The sequence below is a fragment of the Marinobacter vinifirmus genome, from assembly GCF_002258215.1.
GTDB classification, from domain to species: domain Bacteria; phylum Pseudomonadota; class Gammaproteobacteria; order Pseudomonadales; family Oleiphilaceae; genus Marinobacter; species Marinobacter vinifirmus.
In genome coordinates this window covers 72,948-90,269 of record NZ_NEFY01000012.1, presented here as the reverse complement: position 1 = coordinate 90,269, position 17,322 = coordinate 72,948, and the positions used below count along the sequence as shown (strand labels likewise).

Below are 17,322 nucleotides of genomic sequence, written 5' to 3'. Positions count from 1 at the left end.
ATGTTGTCCGTAAAGGCGGCTTTGGTGTGCGCAGTCCGGTAGACGAAGCCTTCTAATAAAGCTCATCCGTCCTGGCTGCCATGATAAAGTCATTTTTATGCAACCCACCGATTTTGTGGGTCCACCAGCGCACGGTGGCTTTGCCCCACTCCAGCAAAATCGCCGGGTGATGGTTTTCCGCTTCGGCCAGGTCCGCCACTTTGTTGGTGAAGGCCTGTGCTTCCACAAAGTTTTTGAAGGTGAATACCCGGCGTAACTGTTCCTCTCCATCTACCATCACATCTTCCCAGTCGGGGATGGCGCTCAGCAGCTCCTGTTTCTCCTGGCCGGTCACTTTGGGGGCGTCTGCGAGGCAGGCTTCACAGGCTTGTTGGCTTAGTTTTGTCATGGCTGGTTCCTCCTTGTCGGGCTGCTGTGTTCAGCGTGGGTGTCGTGCCCGGTTTTATCAAGTTGGCAGTTGAAATTCCACCCTCACAAGAATACTGTATATATAAACAGTATTCGGATAATGTCCCATGAGCGAATTACTCAGCAGCCTTCTGCAAGATGCCCGTATCTGGCAGGGCCACAAGCACAGAAAGACCACCCAGCCGACGGAGTCGACGGGCTATCAGGTGCTGGATAACCAGCTGGGCGGTCTGGGCTGGCCTCGGGGTGCGTTGAGTGAGTGCCTGCTCGACACCTGCGGCATTGGCGAGTTGCACCTGGTACTGCCGCTGATGCAAAGGGTATCGGCCGCCGGCAAAACCATTTTCTGGCTGAACCCGCCACACACGCCCTACGCTCCGGCCCTCGCCCGGGAAGGGGTCAACCTGGACCACCTGGTGATGATCAACACCCGGGATCAGGGGGATTTTTTATGGACCATGGAAAACTGCCTGCGCTCGCCGGTGACCGGGCTGGTGCTGGCCTGGCCGGGCCAACTTGCCAGCCGGGATGTCCGGCGCCTGCAACTGGCGTCAGAGGCCGGCGGCAATGTGTGCGTGCTGTTTCGCAGCCGACGGTTTACAGAGCAGAATTCTCCGGCGGCCTTAAGGCTGGAACTGGCACCCGGTGAACACCAGGAACTCAAGGTAAACATCATCAAGCGCCGTGGCAGCTGGCCGGGGCAGCGTTGTTCTGTGGCCCTTGGGCACCGGGCCAACCTTGCCGTTCAGGACGCCCCCCGTGTTATTCACGGGCGCTGGCCCGGCGCCGGGAGATAACCCTGTGCTCTGGCTTTACCTGCACTTTCCGCACCTGTTGCTGGACCATGTCCGCCGCAACCAGGATGCCAGCGGCGCCCTGGCAATTGTAGACGGTGCCGGGCAATACGTTGTTCAGGCCTGCCCTGCCGCCCGGGACCTGGGTATCAGCCCGGGCATGCGCCTGAAGACAGCACTCGGCCTGGCCCCGGATCTCAACATACTGCGGGCAGATCCAAAACAGGAAGCCTGGTTACTGGAAGATCAGGCCCGCTGGCTGTACCACTATGCCGCCCATATCACCCTGGCGCCGCCGGATGGCCTCTGGGCAGAAATCAGCAGCCTGCAGAAACTGTATGGCGGTTTGCCGGCCATCTGGCAAACGGTGGAACAGGCGTTAACCGAGCGCCAGCTCACGGCCTGGGTGGCCATAGGCCACACGCCGCAGGCCGCCCGGTTGCTGGCCCATACCGGCAAGGGCGAATGCACCGCAGACAAGGGCCATATCCTGACGGAGCTTGGCAATCTGCCATTACAGGCTGCGGGCTTTGACAAGAAATCCTGCACTCGCCTGCAGCGCCTTGGCCTGAACACCCTGGGTGAGGTGTTTGCCCTGCCTGCCCCGGAACTGGCCCGGCGGTTATCGCCGGAGCTTCTGGCCATTATCCAGAAAATCCAGGGCACCCGGGCCGATCCCAAGGCGCCCTGGCAGCCGCCCCACACGTTCCGGCAACGGGCGGATTTTATTCAGGAGGTGGAGCACGCTCAGGGGCTGCTGTTCTCGCTGCAGCGGATACTGGCCGAGCTGGAGGAAGACCTGTGCTGGCGCCAGCAGGATACCGATACCCTGCTGCTGGTGTTACAGCACCGGCATGAAGAGCCCACCCGCCTGCGTATCCGCACTACCGGGCCGGAACACCGGGCCGAGGTGTTCCTGAAACTGATACAACTGAAGCTGGACCAGCAGCCGCTGCGGGCTCCGGTCACCGGCCTTGTTCTGGCGGTTAAACGCTTTACCGGCCGGGAGGCGCCCGGCGGCCAGGATCTGCTGGGTGAAACCCAGGACCTGAACGAAGCCTGGCATACCCTGATCAGCCGCCTTCAGGCCCGGCTGGGTGAACAGGCCCTCAGGCAACTAGCACCCAGGGATGATCACCGGCCGGAACAGGCCTGGTCTGCCGGCGAGGTACGCAAACCCGGTAAAGGCCAGGCGAGCACTTCGGCTCTACTTCCCCACCGTCCCCTGTGGCTGTTGAACGGCCCCCGGCCACTGGAGCAAACGCCGGTGGCCTGGCACTCCGGCCCGGAACGCATCAGCGGCGGCTGGTGGGATGGCCAGCGGGTGCACCGGGATTACTACATCGCCCAGTTACCGGGCGGCGAGCTGGCCTGGGTGTTCCGGGATGTTCACGATGGATGGTTCATACATGGATGGTTTGGCTGATGGCAGGCGGCTACGCAGAACTCTTCTGTTTCAGTAACTTCACCTTTCTCACCGGGGCCTCACACCCCCATGAGCTGGCAGAAAGGGCCCTGGAGCTGGGCTATGATGCCATTGCCATCACCGATGCCTGCTCGGTGGCAGGCATTCCGCGCGCCTGGGCCGCCCTGAAAGACAGCCCGGTAAAGCTGATCACCGGCAGCTGGTTTGAACTGGACGATGCCCCGGCTGGCGCGACCACGCCCCGCTTCATCCTGCTGGCCCAGTCCCGCAAGGGCTATGGCCAGCTGTGCCAGTTGATTACCACCGGCCGGCGCCGGGCAGACAAAGGCCAGTACCAGCTGTTTGCCCGGGATATCGAAACCCACGAGCTGGATCACTGTCTGTGCCTGTGGTTACCACCTGCCACGACAGGGGCCAGCTACGAACAGGCCCTGGCCTGTGGGGAATGGTTGCAGCGCTTGTTTGAACAACGCCTGCGCATTGCCGCCACCCGCACCCTGGAGGCCGGCGAAGAACAACAGCTGGTGCGTGTGCGCCAACTGGCCGAACAACTGCAACTTGCCATTGCCGCAACCGGCGAAGTACACATGCACGCCAGGGAACGCCAGCCCCTGCAAGATGTACTCACCGCCCTGCGCCACCACGCCACGGTCGAAAACGCCGGCCACTGCCTGTTCCAGAACGGCGAACGCTACCTGCGCCCGCTCCCGGTGCTGCAACGCCTGTTTCCGCCGGCCTGGCTTCAGGAAACCGTAAACATTGCCAACAGCTGCAGCTTCGAGCCCGGCAGCCTGCGCTATGAGTACCCGCCTGATCTTGTACCGGAAGGCGAAACCCCGGCGGCCTACCTCAAACGCCTGACCCGGGAAGGCGAACGCCGCCGTTATCCCGAAGGCACGCCGATGAAGGTGCAGGCGTTAATCCGCAAAGAGCTGGGGATGATCTCGGAGCTCAACTACGAGCACTACTTCCTCACCATCCACGACATCGTGGCCTTTGCCCGCAAACGGGGCATTCTGTGTCAGGGGCGAGGATCAGCCGCCAACTCGGCCGTCTGTTACTGCCTGGGCATTACCGAGGTGAACCCGGCCAAGGTCGAGCTGCTGTTTGAACGTTTCATCTCGAAAGACCGGGACGAGCCACCGGATATCGATGTGGATTTCGAGCACCAGCGGCGGGAAGAGGTCATCCAGTACATCTACCAGCGCTACGGCCGGGAACGGGCGGCGCTGGCCGCCACGGTTATCCGCTACCGCTACCGCAGCGCCATCCGGGATGTGGGCAAGGCACTTGGCTTTGATGCCGCCCTGGTAGAAAAGCTGCTCGACGGCATCGACTGGCGCGATAAAAGCACCAACTGGCGTCAGCAGATACTGGACAAGGGGCTCACCCGCAACCCGAAAGTGGCGGAGCAGTTCTTTACCCTGGTGAACACCTTACTGGGCTTTCCCCGCCACCTGTCTCAACACGTAGGTGGTTTTGTTATCAGCGCAGGGCCACTGGCGGAACTGGTGCCGGTGGAAAACGCCGCCATGGAAGGCCGCACGGTCATCCAGTGGGATAAGGACGACCTGGAAAGCCTGGGCCTGATGAAAGTGGATGTACTGGCTCTGGGCATGCTCACCGCCATCCGCAAGGCACTGGAGCTGATCAGCGAAGAAAAAGGCCAGGCCTTCACCATGCAGGATGTGCCCCAGGAAGACCCGGACACCTACGCCATGCTGCAAAAAGGCGACAGCATCGGCGTATTCCAGGTGGAATCCCGGGCCCAGATCAACATGCTCCCGCGCCTGAAACCGGAAACCTTCTACGACCTGGTGATCGAAGTCGCCATCGTGCGCCCCGGCCCCATTCAAGGCAATATGGTGCACCCCTATTTGCGCCGGAAACACGGCCTGGAACCCGTCGAATTCCCCAACGATGCCGTCCGCCAGGTACTGGAACGCACATTGGGCGTGCCCATCTTCCAGGAACAGGTAATCAAACTGGCCATGGTCGCCGCCGGCTTTACCGGAGGCGAGGCCGACAAACTGCGCCGGGCTATGGCCGCCTGGAAATCCCACGGGGACTTAACCCCGTTCCGGGACAAGCTCATCACCGGCATGCTCGAACGAGGCCATGATCCGGACTTTGCCGAGCGCCTGTACCAACAGATCTGCGGCTTCGGCGGCTACGGCTTCCCGGAATCCCACGCCGCCAGCTTCGCTTTACTAGTCTACGTCTCCGCCTGGATAAAGCGCCACTACCCGGCCGCCTTCTACTGCGCCCTGCTCAACAGCCAGCCCATGGGCTTCTACTCCCCCAGCCAACTGGTACAGGACGCCCAACGCCACAAGGTCACCGTACTGGCACCAGACGTAAACCACAGCCACCGTGAACACACCCTGCAAGGCCCGGAAAAACACCTTCGCCTTGGCCTCCGGATTATTCAGGGACTGTCTTCCAGCGGCGCTGACCGCATCCACCAGCACCGCCCGAAAAACGGCTACCAAAGCGCCGCCGAACTGCGCACACGCGCCGGCCTCAACCAACGCGACATGGAACTCCTCGCCGGCGCCAACGCCATGCCCGGCTTCACCAGCAACCGCCACCAGGCCTACTGGCAACTGCTCGAACACGAAGAACCGGCCGAACTCTTCGCCAACGAACCCATGGCAGACTACCAACCCGAACCCTGCCACCTGCTCCCGGAACCCACCGAAGGCCAGAACGTCCTCGCAGACTACAGCAGCCAGGGCTTAACACTACAAAGACACCCCCTCGCCCTGCTCCGCGAACAAGGCCACCTGAGCTACTGCCTCACCGCCGACCAACTCAAAACCACCCGCCCCGGCATCCCCGTACAAGTCGCCGGCCTGGTCACCGGCCGCCAACGCCCCGGCACCGCCTCCGGCGTCACCTTCGTCACCCTCGAAGACGAAACCGGCAACATCAACGTCGTCGTCTGGCTCGAAACCGCCCGAAGACAACGCAAACCGTTACTCACCGCCCGCTTGTTACACGTGAAGGGTGTTATCGAAAAAGAGGGTGATATCGTTCATGTCATGGCCGGCAAGCTGTCTGATCTGAGCCACCTGATTAACTCGTTACCGGTTAGCTCCAGAGATTTTCACTGAACACCAAAACCAGAATGGCGCCCATTTTGTGCAGGCACCTCGAAAGTTCGAAGCATCAGTGTGAGGCTGCTTTCCAAAAATGTGCGGAGCCATGGATGGCGGAGCAGAAGCGCCACAAGGATGTGCCGCAAGGAGCGGTTTTTGGAAAGCAGCCTCACACTGATGCCACCACCAAAACTCAAAGGCCAGATAAAAGAAAACCCCGCCGAAGCAGGGTTCTCTATAACTACAGCAGTGAAAACAATCAGCTCAGAAGCTTGATCATCACACCCGCTGCAACCGCAGAGCCGATAACACCAGCCACGTTCGGGCCCATTGCGTGCATCAGCAGGAAGTTCTGCGGGTTGGCTTCCAGGCCCACCTTGTTGGACACCCGCGCCGCCATTGGCACCGCAGACACCCCGGCAGAACCGATCAGCGGGTTGATCTGCTCCTTGCTCAGCTTGTTCATCAGCTTCGCCATCAGAACACCCGAAGCAGTACCCACACCGAAGGCCACAATACCCAGGCCCAGGATACCCAGGGTCTGGCCATCCAGGAACTTGTCCGCCATCAGCTTGGAGCCAACGGACAGACCCAGGAAAATGGTCACGATGTTGATCAGTGCGTTCTGGGCAGTATCGCTCAAACGCTCTACCACGCCACACTCACGCATCAGGTTACCGAAGCAGAACATACCCAGCAGCGGAGCCGCATCCGGCAGGAACAGAACCACGGCAATCAGCACCACCAGCGGGAAGATGATCTTCTCTTTCTTGCTCACCGGGCGCAGCTGGCTCATCTTGATCTTGCGCTCCTGCTCGGAGGTCAGCGCCTTCATGATCGGCGGCTGGATCATCGGCACCAGCGCCATGTAGGCGTAGGCAGACACCGCAATCGCACCCAGAAGGTGTGGCGCCAGAACACTGGATACATAGATGGACGTCGGGCCGTCAGCACCACCGATGATACCGATGGCTGCCGCTTCCAGAATGGTAAATTCCAGAACGCCGGTCCAGTCCAGCAGGGCCGCACCCAGTACCGTACCGAAGATACCGAACTGAGCCGCTGCACCCAGCAGCAGGGTCTTGGGGTTTGCCAGCAGCGGGCCGAAGTCGGTCATCGCGCCTACACCCATGAAGATCAACAGCGGCCCAATGGTGCTACCAATAACCACGGAGTAGAAGTTGTACAGCATACCGTTGCCGTAGCCGTAATCCTGGGCGATGGAATTGGCCATGGCCATTTCAGAGTAGCTGGCTTCCTTGACCGCTTCCTTGAAGATATCTTTCAGCTCCGGGGTCACCGCCTGGCCGGCCTGGTAGGCCACGTCCAGGGGCGCCGCCAGGGCCGCCAGAATCTCGGTACTGCCATTCTTCAAAGAAAAGTGGATGGCATTTTCCGCCGCAGTCAGGGCCAGCCCTGCCTCCGGAATATTCGCCAGGATACCGCCGAACCCGATGGGGACCAGCAGCAGTGGCTCGAACTTCTTGTTGATCGCAAGATAGAGGAGCAGCAGGCCGATGGCGATCATCACCACCTGGCCGAGCTCGATATTGAACAGGCCACTACCTGTCCACAGTGTCATCATTTTATCCATGGAATGCTGGCCCTTATGCGATTGTCAGCATTTCATCATCAACGGAGACGGCATCCCCCTCCTTGATGAAGACTTCACCGATGGTACCGGCCTTGGGTGCGCGCACCTCGGTTTCCATTTTCATGGCTTCGAGGATAATCATCACATCGCCCTCTTCCACGGTGTCACCCGGAGAAACGTGCACTTTCCAGATGTTGCCGCCCAGAGGCGCCAGTACAGGCTCGCCTTCGCCAGCGGCCGGAGCAGCGGCCGCCGGTGCAGAAGACGCACCACCCTGGCCTTCGATCTGGCTGATTTCGCCACCTTCGTTCACGGCCACCACATACTTCTGGCCATTCACTTCCACGGTGTAGGTCTCAGGACCTGCGGCTTTCTTGGCCGGTGCTACGTCGTCAGCACTCGGTACCGGCTCGAACGCATCCGGGTTGCCACGGTTTTCCAGGAACTTCAGGCCAATCTGCGGGAACAGGGCGTAGGTCAGAACGTCGTCCACTTCCTGCTCGGCCAGCTTGATGCCCTTTTCCTTGGCGATGTCTTTCAGCTCGGCGGTCAGCTTGTCCATTTCCGGCTCGATTTTGTCAGCCGGGCGGCAAGTGATCGCTTCTTTGCCATCCAGAACCCGCTCTTGCAGTTCCTTGTTGAACGGCGCCGGTGCGGAACCGTACTCGCCCTTCAGGATGGCGGCGGTTTCCTTGGAGATCGACTTGTAGCGCTCGCCGGTCAGTACGTTCAGTACCGCCTGGGTGCCCACAATCTGGGAGGTCGGGGTTACCAGCGGGATATAGCCCAGGTCTTCACGTACCTTGGGAATCTCGGCCAGCACCTGGTCGAACTTGTCGCTGGCGTTCTGCTCTTTCAGCTGGCTTTCCATGTTGGTCAGCATGCCGCCCGGAACCTGGGCAATCAGGATGCGGGAATCGACGCCTTTCAGGCTGCCTTCGAACTTGGCGTACTTCTTACGCACTTCGCGGAAGTAAGACGCAATTTCTTCCAGCAGGTTCAGGTCCAGGCCGGTATCGCGGTCGGTCCCTTCCAGGATCGCCACAATCGCCTCGGTGGGCGAATGGCCGTAGGTCATACTCATGGAGGAGATGGCCGCATCCACGTTATCAATGCCGGCTTCGGCGGCTTTGATTGCGGTGGCGGTGGACATGCCGGTGGTGGCATGGCACTGCATGTGAATGGGGATATCCAGCTCTTTCTTCAGACGGCTGACCAGGTCATAAGCCACGTAAGGCTTAAGCAGACCGGCCATGTCCTTGATGGCGATGGAATCGGCACCCATGTCGGCGATTTCCTTAGCCAGCTCCACCCAGTTCTCGATGGTGTGTACCGGGCTGGTGGTGTAGGAAATCGTACCCTGGGCATGCTTGCCGGTCTGGCGAACGGCCTTGATGGCGGTGGCCAGGTTGCGGGGGTCGTTCATCGCATCAAAAATACGGAACACGTCTACGCCGTTTTCGGCGGCACGGTCTACAAACCGCTCTACCACGTCATCCGCATAGTGACGGTAGCCCAGAAGGTTCTGGCCGCGCAGCAGCATTTGCTGGGGCGTGTTGGGCATGGCTTTCTTCAGCTCGCGGATGCGATCCCAGGGGTCTTCACCCAGGTAACGGATACAGGAATCAAAGGTAGCACCACCCCAGGATTCGAGGGACCAGAAACCGACTTTGTCGAGTTTCTCGGCAATCGGCAGCATGTCATCCAGCCGCATGCGGGTGGCCAGCAGGGATTGGTGGGCGTCACGCAGAATTACGTCCGTAATCCCAAGCGGTTTTTTCGTGTCAGTCATCGTGTCAGCCTTCTGTTAAAAGGTTCTAATCTGTACCAGGGTCACTTCTTGTGGCGTGCCCGGTATTGTGCAATCGCCTTCTTGATGGCCTCGGCGGTGTCAGGGTCAACCGACGTGGGCGCCTTCGGCTTGGCACGTGGCGTTCTGGCCGGGGTTGCCGGCTCTGGCGGCGCAAACCGCAGAATGATTTTGGACATCAGGCCGGTCGCGAATACCAGGATAACCAGGAACACGAACACGAAACCCATGCCGGCGATCATCAGCTCAACGGCTTGTGACATCAGGTCATTCATAGCGAACAGCTACCTGTATTGGTTTGTGTGATTTCCCCGGATTACCACCAGGCCAAATAGGACCAAAGTCTTATGGCCTAAAAAAGCAAAACGGGAGGCAAAATCCTGCGTAATTTACCGGTTTCATTGATCAGGAGCAACCTAAAGGACACATTTCTATAGGGAGTTTCCGAGCGCTCCGGCCTGAAAAGACAACTGAAGCGCCACTTTACTCAAAGCGCGATTACGCAAAGCGAACGCGTATTTTCCTGCCTTTCACCTTACCCGCTTCAAGCCTGGCGAGCGCCTTATCTGCCCACTCTACCTGCACTGCAACAAAGCACTGGAAATCGAACAGATCAATTTTGCCTACCGCAGAGCCGGGAATGCCTGCGTCACCGGTGAGCGCTCCCAGAACATCACCGGGGCGGACCTTTTCTTTACGACCTCCGGCCAGGCACAGCGTTTTCATGGGCGGGCGTACCGGGCGCACCCGTTCTGCCAACAGCCCGGCCGTATCACCCCACTCCACGGACTTTGCCCGATCAGCTTCCAGACGGGTTATCTTGTGCCCCTGCTTCGGCGTGCACAGCGTAATCGCATGGCCTTGCTCCCCCGCCCGGCCGGTACGCCCGATTCGGTGGGTGTAAACTTCCGGATCCCGCGCAGGCTCGGCATTGATCACCAGCGGCAGGCCTTTGATGTCCAGCCCCCGGGCCGCCACATCCGTAGCCACCAGCACGGTGCAGCTCTGGTTAGCAAACTTCACCAGCGTGCCATCCCGGTCTTTCTGGTCGAGGTCACCGTGTAAAGACAAGGCAGCAAATCCCAACCGGGAAAGCTCGTCGGCCAGCTCATCACAGTCGCGCTTGGTGGTACAGAACACCAGGCTGGCCGATGGCTGGAAACGCGAAAGCAACGCCGCCACTGCAGCAACCTGCTGATCCGGCGCGATTTCATAGAACAGCTCTTCAATATCCGGCCCGGATTCCTGTGCCTCAACCCGCACATCTTCCGGCTCGGACTGGAAGCGTTCACTGATGGTACGGATCGCGTCTGGCCAGGTAGCCGAAAACAAAAGTGTCTGGCGATTACGTGGCGTCTGCGAAAGAATTGAAGTCATCACTTCCTCAAAACCCATGTCCAGCATCCGGTCTGCTTCATCCAGCACCAGGGTTTTCATGCGATCCAGGTTTAACGTGCCCTTGCGAAGGTGGTCCTCCACCCTGCCCGGGGTGCCCACCACAATATGGGCGCCGTGGCTAAGCGAACCAATCTGCGGGCCAATGGGCACACCGCCACACAGGGTAAGCACCTTTACGTTTTCCTTTGCCCGAGCCAGCTCCCGAAGGGCCTTGGCCACCTGGTCTGCCAGCTCCCGGGTAGGACACAACACCAGCGCCTGTACCGCGAACTGCTTCGGCTGCAGCTTTTCGATCAGCGGTATGCCGAAGGCCGCGGTCTTGCCGCTGCCGGTCTGGGCCATGGCAATCACATCCCGGCCAGCCATGGCCGGCGGCATGGCTTTTACCTGAATACCGGTTGGCTGCGTGTAATTCAGCCGGTCAAGGTTGGCCTGCATGGCAGGCGACAGGCCCAGCTCTTTGAAAGAAGACATAAAAAATCCGTGAGGTGAAGTAAACGTGGGTTATTGAGTGCGCACTGACGGCGTATACTGAACAGATAATTGCTGAAGTTTATCACGAATCCACGGAGTCACTGATGGCGTCTTTGCAGGAACAACTTATGAAAGCCGGGCTGGCTGATGAGAAAAAGGCCCGGGCCATTCGCAGCGAAAAGCGTAAACAGCGGAAACAACAGCCGAAAGGCGCTGCCCAGGTGAATGAAGCCGAAGAGCGCGCACGCAAGGCAAGGCAGGAACAGGCCGAAAGAGATCGTCAGCTAAACCTGGAACGGCAGAAAGAAGCCGAGAAAAAAGCCATCCAGGCCCAGATTCGCCAGCTGATCGAAACCAACCGACTGGATCGCAGCCGGGGCGAGACGTCTTACCAGTTTGTTGACGGCAAGAAGATCAAGAAAATCCTGGTGGCCGAGAAGATGGTTGATCAGCTTTCGAGGGGGCGGCTGGCCATCGTCGCCCTTGGCGAAAACTACGAAGTTGTCCCGGACAAGGTGGCACGCAAGATTATGGAACGGGATGAAGCCGCCGTTATCTCAATGCATGAACGGAAACAGGACGACGCCGGCGAGGACGATCCGTACGCGGGTTATGAGATTCCCGACGATTTGATGTGGTAACAGAAACAAAAAGCCCCGCACTTGGCGGGGCTTTTTGTTTAATATGGCGCGGCTGGGAGGATTAGGCGGGCCTTCGGCCCTTCCCCTTCGGGGCCGCCGTCGCGCTGCTCCGGCGTTCCTCAACCCACTTCGCGGGTTTCGGTCGAACCTCTATCGGTTCAAATCCTCCCAGCTATACAACGCAAAACGCCTCAGCCTGTGGGGTACACAAACTGAGGCGCTTTGACTTTAATATGGCGCGGCTGGGAGGATTCGAACCTCCGACCGCCTGGTTCGTAGCCAGGTACTCTATCCAGCTGAGCTACAGCCGCTTGAAACTGATTGGCGAAAATTGGCGCGGCTGGGAGGATTCGAACCTCCGACCGCCTGGTTCGTAGCCAGGTACTCTATCCAGCTGAGCTACAGCCGCACAATCTTTCGCAGTGGTTGAATGCTACTTCAACCGGTTCTCGCCTTTCCGCTGGGAAATGGCGGAGAGGGAGGGATTCGAACCCTCGGTACGATTGCTCGTACGGTTCCTTAGCAGGGAACTGGTTTCAGCCACTCACCCACCTCTCCTTGAGAACGGGGCGTATACTACCATAATTTTTCTGTTTTCATAGGGTTGACACGATATTTTTCTAACCGATTTTCCCTATTATTAAAAAAGCCGCTCAGGTTTCCCTTGAGCGGCTTTCTTTCTGATCAACGATTACCCGGTTCCGGCTCGTCAGAGCCTTTTTCGGACTGAATTCGCTGATAGATTTCTTCACGGTGAACGGCAACATCTTTAGGTGCGTTAACACCGATGCGAACCTGGTTCCCCTTCACTCCGAGAACGGTAACGGTAATTTCGTCACCGATCATCAGAGTTTCGCCAACGCGGCGAGTCAAAATCAACATATCCCTTTCTCCCTATTCCAAAGCTACCTGTTCCGACTACATTTCTATGTACTTGTTGCTTTTATAATGAGATCACCGCGAAGTCTAAAGGCGGAATAATACTTATACAATCTCCAACCTCTATAGATTTCCTCAATGACCTTCAGGAGGAAGCAAAGGGCACCCTGCCCTCACATTCCTTCTTCTACTACCCCGGACTTGTCCAGCTCGAAGGCACTGTGCAGTGCGCGAACGGCCAGTTCGAGATATTTCTCGTCGATCACCACGGAAATCTTGATTTCCGATGTGGAGATCATCTGAATATTGATGCCTTCGTTAGACAGCGCTTCGAACATTTTAGTTGCAACGCCGGCATGGGAACGCATGCCAACACCCACAATGCTCACCTTCGCAATCTTGGTGTCGCCGCCCACTTCACCGGCCCCGATTTCAGTGCTGATGCCGCGCAGAACGTCCTGGGCACGTTTGAAATCATTACGGTGAACCGTGAAGGTGAATGCGGTTTTGTTATCCTCACCCACGTTCTGGACAATCATGTCCACCTCGATGTTGGCATCGCTCACCGGCTTGAGAATCCGCAGGGCGCTGCCCGGGGTGTCAGGCACTCCGGAGATAGTCAGTTTGGCTTCATCACGGTTAAAGGCAATGCCGGAAACAACCGGTTGTTCCATGGCGTTCTCATCCTCAAAAGTAATCAGGGTACCCTCGCCTTCTGCGAAGCTGGACAGCACCCTTAATGGAACATTGTATTTACCTGCAAATTCGACGGCCCGTATCTGGAGCACTTTCGAGCCCAGGCTGGCCATCTCAAGCATCTCTTCGAACGTAATTCGCTCAAGCCGGCGCGCGCTGTCTACTACCCGTGGGTCGGTCGTATAAACGCCGTCAACATCGGTGTAAATCTGGCACTCGTCCGCCTTCAGCGCCGCCGCCAATGCAACGGCTGTGGTATCGGAACCACCGCGGCCCAGCGTGGTGATATTGCCGTGCTCATCAACACCCTGGAAACCGGCAACCACAACAACCCGGCCTGCATCCAGATCCGCGCGCATGTTCTGCTCGTCGATATCTTTAATGCGTGCCTTGGTATGGCTGCTGTCCGTCAGTATCCGCACCTGGGAGCCGGTGTAAGACCGGGCATCACAGCCGCGCTTCTGCAGCGCCATAGACAACAGGGCGATAGTGACCTGCTCACCGGTGGAAACCAGCACGTCCATTTCGCGGGGCGTGGGCTCTTCCATAATGTCGTTGGCCAGGGCAATCAGGCGATTGGTCTCGCCGCTCATAGCGGAGACCACCACCACAATGTCGTGACCATCTTTGCGGAACTGACACACCTTGTCAGCGACCGCTTCAATCCGTTCGGTTGTGCCGACGGATGTACCACCAAATTTCTGAACCAACAGAGCCATGCTTTCCCAAACTCCGAAACGGGCCTTACAGCGGAGCCAGGCTCCGCCAGTCAAATAAAGCGGGTGGAATTATAAACCTCCGCCCGCTTCCGAAAACAGTTGCTTATCCGATATTTTGCTCGACCCAGCCCGGAACTCCGGCCAGGGCATCTGCCAGCCTGGACGGATCGTTACCACCGCCCTGAGCCATATCCGGGCGACCACCGCCTTTACCATCTACCTGGGCACACAGATGCTTCATCAGGTCGCCAGCCTTGATGCGGCCAGTGGCTGACTTGGTTACGCCGGCAACCAGCGTCACCTTGCCATCCTCCACAGTGGCCAGCACCACCACACCCTCGCCCAGCTTGTTCTTCAACTGGTCAGCGGTTTCCATCAGGGCCTTGCGGTCTGCACCTTCCAGCTCTGCTGCCACAACCTTCAATCCGGCAACCTCAACCGCGTTACCAGCAAGGTCGCTACCGGCGGAGCTGGCCAGCTTGGCCTTCAGGCCATCCATGTCTTTTTCCAGCTGACGGTTGCGGTCGAGAACCTGCTGAACTTTCTCCACGACAGTCTCGCGGGTGCCCTTAACCAGGCGGGCGATTTCACGCAGGGTGCGCTCGGTGGCGTCCAGCCATTCCAGGGCGCCGAAGCCAGTCACCGCTTCAATACGGCGAACGCCAGAGGAAATACCGCTCTCGGAGGTAATACGGAACAAACCGATGTCGCCGGTGCGGGATACGTGGGTACCGCCACATAGCTCAACAGAATAGCGATCGGTACCCATGCTCAGAACCCGAACCACGTCGCCGTACTTCTCGCCGAACAGCGCCATCGCGCCCTTGGCCTTGGCGGTTTCCATATCGGTAACGTCGATTTCAACCGGGGTATTTTCCAGAATCTGCTCGTTAACCTGACGCTCAATCTCTTTGAGCTGTTCCGCCGTGACTGCCTCGAAGTGGGAGAAGTCGAAACGCAATTTGTCGGGATCTACCAACGAGCCCTTCTGGGTTACATGTTCACCGAGAACCTTACGCAGTGCTGCGTGCAGCAGGTGCGTGGCGGAGTGGTTACGCTTGGTGCGCTCGCGGCGGGCGTGATCGATACGGGCGTCTACTTCCAGACCCGGGAACAGCTCACCCTCTACCAGCGTACCCACATGCAGGTGGTTATCGCCCTCTTTACGGGTGTCGGTTACCTTGAACCGGCCACCGCTCCAGGTCAGCAGGCCGGTGTCACCCACCTGGCCGCCGGATTCTGCGTAGAACGGGGTACGCTCCAGCACCACAACACATTCGTCACCGGCTTCGGCGGTTTTCTCTTCGCCATTCACCAGAACGATGCGGATTCGCTCGTGGCCGTCGATGTGGTCGTAACCGGTAAACTCGGTTTTCCCTTCGATTGTGATGCCTGCGGCGTTGTAATCAATGCCGAACTTGCTGGCCGCCCGGGCACGGTCACGCTGGGCTTCCATGGCCTTTTCGTAGCCTTCGTAGTCGAGGGTCAGTCCACGCTCGCGGGCGATATCGTTGGTCAGGTCTACCGGAAAGCCGTAGGTGTCGTACAGGGTAAACACGGTTTCGCCGGGAATTTCAGTGCCCTTCAGCTCGGCAATATCCTGTTCCAGCAGGCGCAGGCCTTTGTCCAGGGTCTTGGCGAACTGCTCTTCTTCCTGCAGCAGTACTTTTTCGATCTGCTTGCGGCTGCTGACCAGCTGCGGATAGGCATCGCCCATCAGTTCAACCAGGGCACCGGTAAGCTTGTAGAAGAACGGTTCGTTCGCACCCAGCTTGTTACCGTGACGGGCTGCACGGCGGATGATCCGGCGCAGCACAAAGCCACGGCCTTCGTTGGACGGCATCACGCCATCGGCAATCAGGAAGGCACAGGAGCGGATGTGGTCAGCCACGACGCGCAGTGAGGCCTCGGTAGTGGCTGCACCACCCAGAATTTCAGAAGCAGCTTTCAGCAAATCCTGGAACAGGTCGATTTCATAGTTGCTGTGAACGCCCTGCAACACCGCTGCAATTCGCTCCAGGCCCATACCGGTATCCACAGAAGGCTTGGGCAGGTTCAGCATCTCGCCATCGGCGGTGCGGTTGTATTGCATGAACACCACGTTCCAGATCTCGATGTAGCGGTCGCCGTCTTCCTCCGGGCTACCAGGAGGGCCGCCAGCCACGTCCGGGCCGTGGTCGTAGAAGATTTCGGTGCAGGGGCCGCAGGGGCCGGTGTCACCCATCTGCCAGAAGTTGTCGGAGGCGTAGCGCGCACCCTTGTTGTCGCCAATGCGGACAATGCGGTCTGTTGGAACGCCAACTTCTTTGTTCCAGATATCAAAGGCTTCGTCGTCTTCGGCGTAAACCGTTACCCACAGCTTCTCCTGGGGCAGGTTCAGGTGCTTCTCACCGGTCAGGAAGGTCCAGGCAAAGTTAATGGCCTCGCGCTTGAAGTAATCGCCGAAGCTGAAGTTGCCCAGCATTTCGAAGAAGGTATGGTGGCGGGCGGTATACCCCACGTTCTCCAGGTCGTTATGCTTGCCGCCGGCGCGCACACACTTCTGGGAGGATGTTGCCCGGTTATAGTCGCGCTCTTCACGGCCAAGGAAGGTATCCTTGAACTGGTTCATGCCAGCGTTGGTGAACAACAGTGTCGGGTCGTCTGCCGGTACCAGGGAACTGCTCGGCACAATGGTGTGACCTTGCTGTTTGAAATATTCCAGAAACGCCTGTCGCAACTCTGCGGTTTTCATAGACCTTTGATACCTTTGAAATAGCAATACTTACATGCGTGTGCAAATCCGCTACTCTAGCACACGCCGAGAACAGGAAAAACGTGAAACCTCACAGGAGACCCCATGCCCCGACGCTTTCATGACGCCGAGCAACTGCTGCCACCGGCAACCGCCCTCAAGCGGGCTCTGGCGATTATTTACGATGGCCTGATCAGTATTGCGGTCCTGCTGGTCGCCACCTGGATTTATACCATGATTGCCGGGTGGATTACGGGCTGGGACAAGTACGAACAAATGGCTGAGGCCGGCCAGCTCTCGGGCGATCCGGGGCTCACCTTCGTGCTCTTCCTGGTGCTGTATCTGTTCTTTGCCTACTTCTGGACCCGCATTGGCCAGACCCTGGGTATGCAGGTATGGCGGGTTCGGATCGAAAACCTGGACGGTACTTCAGTCAGCTGGACCCAGGCCCTGTTTCGTTACGGCACAGCTTCGGCGGTGGTTTTCCTCACCATGCTGGCAAGCCATTACATCGGTACCGTTACCCTGCTGATCAGCGTTCCCGCCATTATTGCTCTGTTCTACCCGATCAACGGACTGTCACTGACCGACCGGGCCTCCAACAGCGTTGTGGTTCAGGTAGAAAAAGCCGCGAAAAAGTAAGCCTTC

13 protein-coding genes and 3 tRNA genes are annotated in these 17,322 nt (G+C 58.6%); 5 read left to right on the top strand and 11 right to left on the bottom strand.

The features are described 5' to 3' along the window. Window positions 1-52: 52 nt before the first annotated feature. Window positions 53-388 carry a 4a-hydroxytetrahydrobiopterin dehydratase gene (locus tag B9Q17_RS13830; protein WP_094625659.1) on the bottom strand — a complete coding sequence of 112 codons (336 nt, stop codon included), beginning with the start codon at window positions 386-388 and terminating at the stop codon, window positions 53-55. 127 nt (window positions 389-515) lie between these two features. Here B9Q17_RS13830 and imuA point away from each other — a divergent pair, with 127 nt between their 5' ends. The 3 genes from imuA to B9Q17_RS13815 are packed head-to-tail and all read left to right on the top strand — an operon-like array spanning window position 516 to window position 5,744. Continuing rightward, the gene (gene imuA / locus B9Q17_RS13825) at window positions 516-1,205 is read left to right on the top strand and encodes a translesion DNA synthesis-associated protein ImuA (RefSeq protein WP_094625658.1); all 690 of its coding nucleotides are present in this window, start codon (window positions 516-518) and stop codon (window positions 1,203-1,205) included. Between the two features lie 4 nt (window positions 1,206-1,209). Next, window positions 1,210-2,628: a Y-family DNA polymerase gene (locus tag B9Q17_RS13820; RefSeq protein WP_094625657.1), complete on the top strand. Its 1,419-nt coding sequence runs from the start codon at window positions 1,210-1,212 to the stop codon at window positions 2,626-2,628. Continuing rightward, a complete protein-coding gene (locus tag B9Q17_RS13815; protein WP_094625662.1) occupies window positions 2,628-5,744 on the top strand; it encodes an error-prone DNA polymerase in 3,117 nt (1,038 codons plus the stop codon). Before B9Q17_RS13820 ends, B9Q17_RS13815 begins: the two co-directional genes overlap by 1 nt. 244 nt (window positions 5,745-5,988) lie before the next feature. Here B9Q17_RS13815 and B9Q17_RS13810 read toward each other — a convergent pair whose 3' ends face one another. From B9Q17_RS13810 to dbpA, 4 genes are all read right to left on the bottom strand, one after another. After that, complete coding sequence (locus B9Q17_RS13810; RefSeq protein WP_094625656.1) at window positions 5,989-7,323, bottom strand: sodium ion-translocating decarboxylase subunit beta; 1,335 nt, start codon at window positions 7,321-7,323, stop codon at window positions 5,989-5,991. A 13-nt stretch (window positions 7,324-7,336) separates the two neighbouring features. After that, on the bottom strand, window positions 7,337-9,115 hold the full coding sequence (oadA, locus tag B9Q17_RS13805) for a sodium-extruding oxaloacetate decarboxylase subunit alpha (protein WP_094625655.1): 1,779 nt from the start codon (window positions 9,113-9,115) through the stop codon (window positions 7,337-7,339). Window positions 9,116-9,156: 41 nt separating this feature from the next. Beyond that, window positions 9,157-9,408 carry an OadG family protein gene (locus B9Q17_RS13800; RefSeq protein WP_094625654.1) on the bottom strand — a complete coding sequence of 84 codons (252 nt, stop codon included), beginning with the start codon at window positions 9,406-9,408 and terminating at the stop codon, window positions 9,157-9,159. A gap of 223 nt (window positions 9,409-9,631) precedes the next feature. Further along, entirely contained in the window at window positions 9,632-11,005 is a 1,374-nt protein-coding gene (gene dbpA / locus B9Q17_RS13795) for an ATP-dependent RNA helicase DbpA (RefSeq protein WP_094625653.1), read from the bottom strand. 104 nt (window positions 11,006-11,109) lie between these two features. Here dbpA and B9Q17_RS13790 point away from each other — a divergent pair, with 104 nt between their 5' ends. Further along, entirely contained in the window at window positions 11,110-11,646 is a 537-nt protein-coding gene (locus tag B9Q17_RS13790; protein WP_094625652.1) for a DUF2058 domain-containing protein, read from the top strand. A gap of 234 nt (window positions 11,647-11,880) precedes the next feature. Here the strand turns inward: B9Q17_RS13790 and B9Q17_RS13785 are convergent. From B9Q17_RS13785 to alaS, 6 genes are all read right to left on the bottom strand, one after another. Beyond that, a tRNA-Arg gene (locus tag B9Q17_RS13785) sits at window positions 11,881-11,957 on the bottom strand. A 21-nt stretch (window positions 11,958-11,978) separates the two neighbouring features. Next, window positions 11,979-12,055, bottom strand: a tRNA-Arg gene (locus B9Q17_RS13780). Between the two features lie 59 nt (window positions 12,056-12,114). Next, a tRNA-Ser gene (locus B9Q17_RS13775) sits at window positions 12,115-12,204 on the bottom strand. Window positions 12,205-12,330: 126 nt separating this feature from the next. Continuing rightward, window positions 12,331-12,528: a carbon storage regulator CsrA gene (csrA, locus tag B9Q17_RS13770; protein ID WP_022989559.1), complete on the bottom strand. Its 198-nt coding sequence runs from the start codon at window positions 12,526-12,528 to the stop codon at window positions 12,331-12,333. Between the two features lie 170 nt (window positions 12,529-12,698). Then, window positions 12,699-13,940, bottom strand: a complete 1,242-nt coding sequence (locus B9Q17_RS13765; protein WP_094625651.1) for an aspartate kinase — start codon at window positions 13,938-13,940, stop codon at window positions 12,699-12,701. Window positions 13,941-14,043: 103 nt separating this feature from the next. After that, window positions 14,044-16,674: an alanine--tRNA ligase gene (alaS, locus tag B9Q17_RS13760; RefSeq protein WP_094625650.1), complete on the bottom strand. Its 2,631-nt coding sequence runs from the start codon at window positions 16,672-16,674 to the stop codon at window positions 14,044-14,046. A 105-nt stretch (window positions 16,675-16,779) separates the two neighbouring features. On the opposite strand from alaS, the gene B9Q17_RS13755 reads away from it, so the two are divergent. Then, entirely contained in the window at window positions 16,780-17,316 is a 537-nt protein-coding gene (locus B9Q17_RS13755) for an RDD family protein (RefSeq protein ID WP_022989562.1), read from the top strand. The last annotated feature ends 6 nt before the right edge of the window (window positions 17,317-17,322 follow it).